Here is a 10,378-nt window from a genome sequence, read left to right on the forward strand (position 1 = left end):
CCACTCGGCGACCAGTCGCGGCATCAGCAGCACGGCTGTCGTCCCCGCGTCTGCGGGGGTTGCCCCCGTCGTCCCCGCGCCTGCGGGGGTTGCCCGGGCTGGCACGCGCACGAGCTGCCCATGCCGGGGTCGTCCCCGCGCCTGCGGGGATGGCCCCTCGACGATCAACGTCGACCGCGCCGGTGTACTGGGGCGTGCTGGCACGGGCCGCACGCCAGCTCTGGGCAAGGGGGGCAGCTGTACCCCGGGATCGCCAGGCGCGGACAGGGGGCGAACCGAACAAAATAGGTGGTTTGACCACCTATCCCCGAGGCAACCAAGAACAGCAGGCGTGCGCACCCGTATCGGCCCCGCCGCCCGAGGCAGCAGGGCTGGGACGGTAGTTATGCAGCGGGTTTCGTACGTCACCATCTGGACCGGGCATCCACCGGCTGTGTCGTGCAGGGCTGCCATCTCAGCCTCATCAGTTGCGAGGCTCCAGCGGAGCTTGCCTTGCCACCTACTCCGCGACGTACCAGCAGTGCACCTCGGCGGCCGGTGGCAACCACTCGGCAGGATCCTGATCCGCGTGGGAACGGTTCGAGCGGACGGTGACCGCGACCAGGCTGGCATCGGCGCCCTGGTCGTTGGCGTAGGCCTCACGCCGCCCCGGACTCCCTGCACGAGAACGCAGTGGTCCAGCTGATCGCGATTTATGCGGTTGTACTAGTGCAATGCGCAAATACCTGATCTGATGGGCGTCAGGCGGATGATGACGGGCCCTCGGAGACGCGGGTCGAGTCGTCCTCCCAGTCGTCCGGCAGGGGCTCGTTCTCCGCCGCCTCGATCATCCAGTTGTAGTGCTCCTCGGCGGCCTTGTTCCACGCGCTTTCGATCTCATCGAGCCTGGGATGCGAGGCGACGGGTTCGCCGTTCAGGTGCCCGCCGATCACAACCAGAGCCGCATTGGCCATCCACACCAAGTCGTTCCTGAAGGCGGCCCGGTCATAGTGCGCAACACGCTTCCGGTTCAAGTTGCGCACCAGCCGTAGAAGACGCTCGCGGCTCTCCCCTTCAGGCAGGATGCGAACGTAGGACCGGATGCGGTCCACCACTGGTTCCTGCTCCTTCAGCCATTCAGCGTCTTTACCAGACTCCTTCAGCCCCGATCGGTGGTCGAGCAGCAGGTCCATGATCAGCAGTCCCGCTTGCCGGGCCTCGGCGGCTTCCCGCTCGTCTTTCGCGAGCTGGCGGGAGTCTGCCCCCTGCAAGCGCAGAGCGTCCAGCGATTTCCTCGCCTGGTACATCGCCACAAAGAAGGTGACGACCCCACCCACGATGGAGCCCAATAGGGCGGACATCAGTTCCTTGTTGTCCCAAAGTTCCCTCAGCAAGTCCATGCCGGAATCATGCCGACGGGACCAGCCCGCGTGGGGCTGATCCCCTCAAGTCCTCGGCGGCCAGCTCGCGCTACAGCGCTCGATGCGTGCTCCCCTGACGGCGTCATGACGGGTTGGGATAGTGCTCCCAGACTTGGGGAAGGGCTGACGACGCAGAACAGTGCCCACCCCGGTCTGGATGTCCAACGTGATGATGACGTAACTCGGCGGCCAGGTCTCGGGGCCGGCCACGAACTCCGGCCGGACGTACCTCTCGGCGTGGACGCGTTGCAAGAAGTCATGCACGGCCTTGTCGTGAAACCGTAGAGCTTGCTCTTCCAGAGCCCGGCACAGCTCCTCGCCTGCGGAACCCCACCCGAAGTAGGCGCTGCTGTTCCGGTCCGGCAGGTCGGTGCCGGTGAGCTGGGCACGGGTCATGCCGGCTAGGTCATCTCCCCAGCTCGCAGCAGCCGGGACGTCCGTATCTGGGCAACGACCGTGGCTGTCCGCAGCTCCGTTGCCGATGAATTCCGTCGCTCGGCCGTGTCACCGCAGCGTGGGTTCTACGATGGGCCGGTGACCGAGACACTGCCCCCGTGGGCATTGACCTCTTCGACGTTGAACGGCTCCTGCTCGCCGAAGCTGTGGAGCCGCCGCTGTCGCCCCAGGACGCCGCGGCCCGCGACCGGGTGTGGGACAGGGCGGTCAAGGCCAACCCCGCTCTTTTTGACGGGCCTGTGGTGGCGTGCGGGGAGCTAGAGCGGGCTGGCCCAGGCGTCCTGCGCCTTTCGTGGGTGCGTGTGACCTACCGGCACTACGCCCTGCGTCGCGTTCCCGGTGCCACCGCACTGCCCTCGCTGTTCGTGAACGTGGTTCAGCCGACAGACGATGGCCGCGTGCTGGCGGCGAGGATGTCGCCCTCGACGGCCGCGCCGGGCCGCTGGCAGCTACCAGGTGGTTCTGTGGAGCCTCCCCAGGACGGGGCAGTGCTGGACGAGGCGGCATTGGCCGGCCAGGCCGCACGCGAGTTGGCCGAGGAGCTGGGAGTCGCCACGGCCGCAGAGGATCTTGAGCTGTGGGTTGTCACCCGAGGTGAAAACGGCAGTGTCGGATTGACCTATCTGGCCCCGGCCCTTCCTGAGGTCACGCTGCGCGCTCACTTCAGCGCTGCTGCGGCAGCCGAGCGCAGCCAGGGCCACGACCCCGAACTCGACACCATCGTGCTGTTGGGCTCGCCGGACGAACTGGCCGGCCTGGACGGCCCGCACGCGGATTATCTGAAGCCAATCGTCTGCCGTTTCTTCGAACAGGGCTGATTATGCGCCGGCGAGGAAGTCCCGTCCTCCTGCGGCCGCCCGGCTGGCCGAGGAGTGCCCCGCCCATTTCGTGCCGTTCGATCTGCTGCGCCTGGAGGGCATCGACACCACCGGGTGGCTGTACGAGCGGCGCCGCGCCGCCCTTGAGCGGCTGTACGCCGAGCGCAGGCTGTCCGGCACGTGGGCGCTGTGCCCGTCGACCACCGATCAGAGCACCGTGTGACGACTGGCTGAGCAACTGGACCCCGGTCGGCATCGAAGGCGTCGCCTTCAAGCGGCTGCGCAGCACGGAACACCGCCATGATGGAAGCACTCGCCGACCTGCCACCCATAGTGATCTCGGACCTCGTCGGCATCAGCCCAGTCACCGCCCACCGCTGGGCCCGGCTCGCGGGCGACAGCTGGTCCGACTACCTCGCCACCCGACAATCCCGCCTAGTAGTGCTTCGTTAGGTTCTGGGCTGTCTGTGGCGGGTTCGTGGGCTGGGCAGAGGTCGTCCGCAGGTGGTGCAGGTACCGGTCCAGCACCTCAGTAGGTCCTGAAGAACGTCGAGGACCTGGTAGAGGGTCAGGCCGGTGTGTGGGCTTTTGGGTCGAGCCGCCTGAGGGTGAGGAATGCCTGGGGGGCGGTGACGAGGGTGACGTGGTGGTGCCAGCCGCGCCAGGTGCGGCCCTCGAAGTGGTCCAGTCCCAGGCCGTGCTTGAGCTCGCGGTAGTCGTGCTCGATCCGCCAGCGCATCTTGGCCCACCGCACCAGGTCAGCGGCCGGTGTGGTGGCGGGCAGGTTCGATATCCAGTATTCCGTCGGAGCGTCCTGGCCGTCCGGCCACTCGACCAGGAGTGTCTGGACGGGCAGGACGCCGTCCCACCGGTTGCGGCCGCCACCCGCCTCCTGCGCTGCGGCCAGGGACTGCTTGCCCGCGGGCCGGACCGTCAGGACCGCGAAGCGTGAGGTCATCGTGCCTTTGCTGCCCTGCCTCCAGGTCACCTCGGTGAACCGGTCGGCACCGGCCTCCGCTGCGAGGGCGCAGACGGTTCGCGGTGGGATGCGGTAGCGGGGAAGGGTGGGCGGTCCGAGTCCGCCGTAAGCAGGCTGGTACGGCTCAACATCCTCCGGGTGGGCGACTTCCTTCCCGGTCAGGGCCAGGACATAGGACAGCCCTCGCTCCTCGAGGCCGAGTCGGAAGGGGGTGCTGACGCCGTAGCCGGCGTCGGCGACCACGACCGGTGCCTTCAACTGCCACTGGGCGAGTGTGTCCAGCAGGCCGAGCGCCAGACGCCACTTCTCCTGGTGCACCACGTCGTCGGGGACACCTGCCCTGCGGCATCGCTCCGGTTCGTCCGTCCACTCACGCGGCAGATACAACTGCCACTCCAACGGGCACGAGGCCGTGTCGGTGGCGGCATGGACACTGACCGCGACCTGGCAGTTCGCCCGTTTGCCGACCGCTCCGCAGTACTGGCGGGCCACCCCGACCGACGCCTTGCCGCACTTGGGGAACGACACATCGTCGATCACCCACATCTCGGGCCTGACAACTCCGGACAGCCGCTCGGCGATCCGCTGCCTGACCGGCAGCGGATCCCATGGCGACTGGTTCACGAACTGCTGCAGGGCCTGCATGTTCCCGTCCGGCAGCCGTTCGGCCATCGGCTGGATCGACTTGCGCCGGCCGTCGAGCATCAGGCCCCGCAGATAACACTCGCCCCACCGCCGCTGATCCCGCCGCGGAAACGACCCGAACATATCGGCAACGAACTCCGATAACTCGCCCCGGAGCCGTTCCACTTCCCCCAACCTCATTCCGGGAAGCTGCCCGCGATCAGCCGAGATCACTCAACGTAACGAAGCACTACTAGCACACCGGTCCGTGGCCTCGCTGAGTTCGCGGAAAGATCGTCGAGCGAGTGCCGGCGGTCGTGACACGCGGGAGCGCGCTGCCCGGCGAGAGTTGTGACGGTTGCCACCTGACCGTTGGCCCGCCCCTCGCCACTCCCCTCTCACGGCCCGCTACTGGCCGACGAGAGTTGTGAACTCCTGCTCGCACGCGGTCACGTACTCCTGGGTCTCCCCTTCGGTGTAGAAGCGGATGAACCCGACCCCCTTGACCGCCAGTTCGCAGGCGGTTCCCGGAGGGGTGTCGGTGATCGACACATCCCCGCCATCAGTGTGATTCTGAATTATCCAGTATGCGTCGGACTTTCCTTTCTCCGCGGGGGGCAGTCTGTCCAGACTGTCCGCCGGCTCTGCATTGCCATTGCCACCGGACACGGAACCTAGGAAGAACGAAGCGACGGCGATAGCTGCAACGCTTCCCAGCATGGCCTCCCGTCGGTTCCACCAAGGGCGTATCAGCCCGGGCGTCGACGGCGGGGATGTGGGGTAGGGGGGCACGTGCTGGTGGTTCTCCACAACAGCCTCCTCAAAGCCCTGACCGGCAGCAATGTGGTGCACGAGGTGTCGGGCGACACAGGTTAACCACGATAGATCCATGAGTTCTACACATAGATCACGGCCGTGATCGAGTTGTGAGTTGCTGATGGCCTTTCAGCAGACATACGTGCTGTGCGGAGTGCGGCGGTATCGCCAAATCAGGCCGTCGCTGCGGTGGGCGGGCGTACGGTCGCGGCCTACCGGATGACCCGAAAGACGGGCGGGTCGGGCTCGGCGTCGGCGGCCCGGACCGGCATCGCCCCGCGGAGCAGCTTGGCGGGCGCTGTCACGTTGGCTGACCGGGTGGGAGGATCTTCGGGTTGGTCGTACGAGGAGGAGCCGTCCGTGGGCAGCGCGCCACCGTCGTACAGAGGGCATCGGTACCCGGTGGAGGTCATCTCCCACTACGTGTGGCTGTACTTTCGCTTCCCGCTCAGCTTCCGTGAGGTCGAGGAGCTCATGCTTCAGCGCGGCATCCTCGTCTCCCATGAGACGGTCCGCCGCTGGTGCGCCAAGTTCGGCCAGGCCTATGCCAACGGCCTGCGCCGCCGGCATGCGAGGCCGGGCGACAAATGGCACCTGGACGAGGTCTTCGTGAAGATCAACGGAGAGCAGAAGTACCTGTGGCGGGCCGTCGACCAGGACGGGATGGTGCTGGACATCCTCGTGCAGAACCGCCGGGACACCGTTGCGGCCCGGCGGTTCTTCCGCCGCCTGTTGAAGAAGACGCACGCGGTGCCCCGGGCGGTCGTCACTGACAAGCTCCGCTCCTATGGCGCGGCCCACCGCGAGGTCATGCCCTCCGTCGAGCACCGCTCGCACAAGGGCTTGAACAACCGGGCCGAGAACAGTCATCAGCCCACCCGGCAGCGTGAACGCGCCATGAAAGGCTTCCGCAGCGTCGGCGGAGCCCAGCGATTCCTGTCCGCGTTCAGCGGCATCTCACCCCACTTCCGACCCCGCCGCCACCTGATGAGCGCCCCCGGCTACCGAGCCGAGATGGCCATCCGCTTCGCGATCTGGGATCAGATCACCGGCGCCGCCGGCCAGCCCGCCAAGGCTTGAGCACCGGCCCGAAACCCGGCCCTCCCCACGCCCCGATCCGCGGTCAGAGACCCACGCACCCAATAATGTGACAGCGCCGGGGTTCCACAGCGTCATCGCGGTCATCCTCGCCCGTTCCGAACGCCGCTGGGTCGGCGCGGCCTGGACAGCCCGGTACGACCGGATCACGCCGGTGGAGCTGCGGCTCGACGATCCCGTCGGGTGACGTCCGCAGCATGCCCTCGGGACTAGAGCGAGTGGCTCCGTACGGTACCGCTCACGATGACGCCGCCCCCAACGCCATCGCCGCGTCGGGCCTGGACTGCGTGCCGACGGTGACATGGATGCGGTCGGGCCGGGTGCGGGCCCGTGCAGGGGGACCGTTGCGGGGCGGGCGCAGGCGGCGTTGCCGCCGCCTGCGCCCGGGTGTCATTCGGCTGCCGTGCGTTCCTTGGACGGTGTCCGGCGTCCCGCAGGCGCGTCCAGGTGGACGACGACCGTGGTGTAGAAGCGGTGCACGGCGTCGTCGACGCTGCGGATGAATCCGGTCTCGGCGTTGCCGCGCCCGCTGCCCATGCCCTTGAACAGGGACAGCCGGAACCCGGTGATCTGTGTGGCGCCGTCCTTGGGAAGCAGGTCCGCCGGTTCGGGACGCAGCCGTTCCAGGGTGCCGCGCGGACCCGGCCCGGCGCCGTCGAGAAGGGTTTCGACATGGAGATCGGCCGGTGCCTGTTCCAGACGCCGGACGAGCCGCTTGGCCCAGCTCAGCGGATAGCCCTGGTCGGGTGCGGGGACGTCGATGGCGGTGCGCAGCTTGCCGGTCCGCAGGTCCGCGCCGACGGTGAGAACGCCGGGAGTGCCGTCGATACGCAGCTCCGCCTGGAGACGTCCGTCGAGGCAGAGCTGGTCGGCGAGACGCTCGCGGCGCTCCTTGGGGTCCGTTCCCCGCCTGGCGCGCTGAACGGGCAGGACCTTCTGGCCGAGTTCGCCGCCCAGCCTGAGGCAGACCTGGCGGATGAGCCGCTCCCAGTTCTCGACGACCTCGAGCGCCCGCGCATCGCCCTGGCAGAGGGTCTCGTCGTCGATGCCGTTGCGCACCGGGACCCAGGAGGGCCCCATGTTCTGGAAGCCGTGGCAGCCGGAGTTCTCGTGCTGCAGGTAGTGCAGCAGTTCCTGCAGCAGCCAGGCGTGCGCGGCGTTTCCCAGTCCCTCATGCCGGATCAGCATCTGTGCCTGATGGGCGACTTCCGCCCAGGACAGGTGCCACAGGGCGACCTTGTGCTTGCGCCGCCGGTCGATCTTGACGTCGACGAGGGGGCTGCCTTCCAGAGCGACGTCATTGGTCAGCGTGATCACGGCCTCGTAGCCGCGGCGTGCGGCGATGTCCATGTACGCCTGCACCTGTTCGGCCTTGAGCGCGTTGCCGTTGGTCTTCGTCTCCACCAGGGCCGTCCACAGCTTCCCGGCCCGCTCCACGCGGATGACGCCGTCCGGGCGGCGCGGGCTGTCGCCGTGGGGGAGGGAGACCTCCGTGAACGTCTCCATACGGCCCGCCGGGGCGCCGAACGCGGCGGTGAGCCGCCGGCTGAACTCCGGGACCTGCGCCATCACCGACAGCAGCACCGAGGTGGCCCGCATCTCCCGGTCCCGGTCGCTCTTGAGCGCGGACACGGGAAACAGCCTCGCCGTCTTCCAGGAGTCGTTCTCCGCCAGGGTCTTCTTCACCGTCGCGGGAAGGGTGACCTTCTTCTTCGCGGTGCGGGGCCGGGCAGCCCGCTTCTTCACTGCTTCCGCCTGGCCGTCAGGCCGGCGGGGAGCGGGGACGGCGTCCACCGGCACCGGCCCGGCGGGCACCGGCGCCACCGCACCGCTTCGCCCCTCGGGGCCGGCCAGCACACCGCTGCCGGCGGCAACGGTTCCCGCCCCGCCCGCTCCGCCCGCGCCGCTCCCGCCCCGCCCGCCCCGCCGCCCGCTCCCGCCCCGCCGCCCGCTCCCGCCCCGCCGCCCGCTCCCGCCTCCGCCTCAGCTCCCGCCTCCGCGTCCGCGTCCGCTTGAGCTTCCGCGGCCGCGTCGTCCTCGATGTCGACACCGAAGTCGGTGGCCAGCCCGGCGAGCCCGGTCGCGTACCCCTGCCCGACCGCGCGGAACTTCCATCCCCCGCCCCGCCGGTACAGCTCACCGAAGATGACCGCCGCCACCGCGCCGGCGTCGTCGACGGCAAACCGCAGCAGCGGCTCCCCGGCCGCGTCGGCCAGCGTGATCCTCACGTCGTCCAGCTCACCGAAGCCGGCGTCCCCGTACCTGCTCGCAGCGACAACGATCCGTTCGACCCCGCCCGGCACCGCAGTCAGATCAAAACTGATCCGGTCCTCGCTGCCGTCCGCCGCCGGCGTCTTCCCCAGCAGCTGCACGCTTCCGTCGGCAGCCACCGGATGGTTGTAGAAGTAGAAGTCGCCGTCGCTGCGCACCCTGCCGTTCACATCGAGCAGCAGCACCGACACATCCGCATCGCCCTCGCCGGTGGGGCTGGCCCAGCCGAGACTGACGATCACCGAACCGACATCATCACTCAGGTCCGCCAGGGCCACGTTCGCACCCTTGACCATCTCCTGCACAAAGCCCCCCATGGCGTACCCGGGCACACGGAGACACATTCCGGGCCCATCGCTCTCTTTCACGGCACAAGCTGACGAGCCGCGCGGAGAAAACTGTAATACGCACGAGAACCATGCGTGGAGGTTCCGTGAAGCCACGGCAGGATGGCGTCCCTTGAAGTGGTGTAGCCGTTCTTGGCCGATGTGCGCCCCCGGCTCGCCACCGCGTTGCCCCTGGTGGACCGCTCGTGCGCCCTGAACGAGGACGGGCCACCGTGCAACTCTCCGCGGTGAACGGTGAATCCGACCGGGAGGTGCACGATGGCCCTGGCCCATGATGACCTGCTCCGCCTTCTGGAGTCACTACGCTCGGCGGACGGACTGGAGATCGTCCGGGCCGCGGCCGAACGGGTCCTGCAAGAACTGATAGAAGCCGAGGCGACACAGCACATCGGGGCCGCATGGGGCGAGCACGCCGAGACCCGCACCGCCTACCGCAACGGCCACCGCGAACGGACCCTCACCACGCAGGCCGGCGATCTGGAACCCGCGATCCCCAAACTCCGCGCCGGCACCTTCTTCCCCAGCCTCCTGGAACGCCGGCGCCGCGTCGACCAGGCCCTCTACGCCGTCATCATCGAGGCATACGTCCATGGCGTGTCCACCCGCAGTGTCGACGACCTGGTCAAAGCCCTCGGCTCGGACACCGGCATCTCCAAGAGCGAGGTCTCCCGGATCTGCGGCGACCTCGACGAAAGCCTCACCGCCTTCCGCAACCGCCCCCTGGACCACACCCGCTTCCCCTACGTCTACCTCGACGCCACCTACCTCAAGGCCCGCGTCGACCACCAGATCGCCTCCCGCGCCGTCGTCATCGCCACCGGCGTCACCGAGGACGGCGGCCGTGAAGTCCTCGGCCTCATGGTCGGCGACAGCGAGAACGAGACCTTCTGGACCACCTTCCTGCGTGACCTGCGCAAACGCGGCCTGAACGGGGTCCGTCTCGTTATCTCCGACCAGCACCTCGGCCTGGTCGCCGCCATCGGCAAGGTCATGACCGGAGCCGCACACCAGCGCTGCCGCGTTCATTTCGTCCGCAATGTCTTCTCGGTGATCCCGAAGCAGCACGCCGAGATGGCCGCCGCGACCATCCGCACGATCTTCGCCCAGCCCGACGCCGTCTCGGTCCGCACCCAGCTCGACACCGTCGCCGACGCCTTCGGCAAGCAGTTCCCCAAGGTGAAGCAGATGCTCCTCGACGCCAAGGACGAGCTGACCGCCTTCGCCGACTTCCCCCACCAGCACTGGAAGAAGATTCAGTCGACCAACCCGCTGGAGCGCTTAAATCGCGAGGTCAAACGCCGGGCCGACGTCGTCCAGGTCTTCCCCAACGACGCCGCCGTCGAACGCCTCGCCACCGCCGTCCTGATCGAGCTGCACGACGAGTGGATCGCCTTCCCCCGCCGCTACCTCTCCAACGAGAGCATGGACAGCCTCTATCCGGACAAGACCACCCTGCTGCCCGCCACCACCGAATGATCACCTACACCACGCCAAGGGGCACGACCCTACAGGGGGCTACAGGACGCTCCGGAAGGGCTACAGCGAAGCGGGCAACCGACGAGCGGGACG

At 68.3% G+C, this 10,378-nt stretch carries 8 protein-coding genes and 2 pseudogenes; 5 read left to right on the plus strand and 5 right to left on the minus strand.

The window, feature by feature from the left end; translation table 11 throughout:
- Positions 1 to 396: 396 nt before the first annotated feature.
- A pseudogene (locus AY578_RS33235) lies at positions 397 to 646 on the minus strand (HNH endonuclease); the annotation flags it as partial.
- Positions 647 to 740: 94 nt separating this feature from the next.
- Positions 741 to 1,379: a hypothetical protein gene (locus AY578_RS33240; RefSeq protein ID WP_028961344.1), complete on the minus strand. Its 639-nt coding sequence runs from the start codon at positions 1,377 to 1,379 to the stop codon at positions 741 to 743.
- Between the two features lie 575 nt (positions 1,380 to 1,954).
- Here AY578_RS33240 and AY578_RS33245 point away from each other — a divergent pair.
- Both AY578_RS33245 and AY578_RS33250 read left to right on the plus strand, forming a co-directional pair.
- A complete protein-coding gene (locus AY578_RS33245) occupies positions 1,955 to 2,674 on the plus strand; it encodes an NUDIX domain-containing protein (protein ID WP_028961342.1) in 720 nt (239 codons plus the stop codon).
- Positions 2,675 to 2,744: 70 nt separating this feature from the next.
- Positions 2,745 to 2,897 (plus strand): DNA ligase-like domain-containing protein, encoded by a 153-nt coding sequence (locus AY578_RS33250; RefSeq protein ID WP_199781987.1) that lies wholly within the window; start codon positions 2,745 to 2,747, stop codon positions 2,895 to 2,897.
- A 345-nt stretch (positions 2,898 to 3,242) separates the two neighbouring features.
- On the opposite strand, the gene AY578_RS33255 is transcribed toward AY578_RS33250, so the two are convergent.
- Positions 3,243 to 4,478 (minus strand): IS701 family transposase, encoded by a 1,236-nt coding sequence (locus AY578_RS33255; protein WP_215048673.1) that lies wholly within the window; start codon positions 4,476 to 4,478, stop codon positions 3,243 to 3,245.
- A 207-nt stretch (positions 4,479 to 4,685) separates the two neighbouring features.
- On the minus strand, positions 4,686 to 5,087 hold the full coding sequence (locus AY578_RS33260) for a hypothetical protein (RefSeq protein WP_215048672.1): 402 nt from the start codon (positions 5,085 to 5,087) through the stop codon (positions 4,686 to 4,688).
- A gap of 366 nt (positions 5,088 to 5,453) precedes the next feature.
- On the opposite strand from AY578_RS33260, the gene AY578_RS33265 reads away from it, so the two are divergent.
- Both AY578_RS33265 and AY578_RS33270 read left to right on the plus strand, forming a co-directional pair.
- Positions 5,454 to 6,173, plus strand: coding sequence for an IS6 family transposase (locus AY578_RS33265; RefSeq protein WP_215048671.1), 720 nt, complete (start codon positions 5,454 to 5,456; stop codon positions 6,171 to 6,173).
- A 67-nt stretch (positions 6,174 to 6,240) separates the two neighbouring features.
- A complete protein-coding gene (locus AY578_RS33270; RefSeq protein WP_215048670.1) occupies positions 6,241 to 6,378 on the plus strand; it encodes a hypothetical protein in 138 nt (45 codons plus the stop codon).
- 203 nt (positions 6,379 to 6,581) lie between these two features.
- Here AY578_RS33270 and AY578_RS33275 read toward each other — a convergent pair.
- Positions 6,582 to 8,758 (minus strand): annotated as a pseudogene (locus AY578_RS33275) (TerD family protein).
- A 309-nt stretch (positions 8,759 to 9,067) separates the two neighbouring features.
- Here AY578_RS33275 and AY578_RS33280 point away from each other — a divergent pair.
- The gene (locus tag AY578_RS33280; protein WP_258906961.1) at positions 9,068 to 10,285 is read left to right on the plus strand and encodes an IS256 family transposase; all 1,218 of its coding nucleotides are present in this window, start codon (positions 9,068 to 9,070) and stop codon (positions 10,283 to 10,285) included.
- Positions 10,286 to 10,378: the final 93 nt, after the last annotated feature.

The sequence above is a fragment of the Streptomyces thermocarboxydus genome (assembly GCF_024760485.1).
Classification (GTDB): Bacteria; Actinomycetota; Actinomycetes; order Streptomycetales; family Streptomycetaceae; genus Streptomyces; species Streptomyces cellulosae.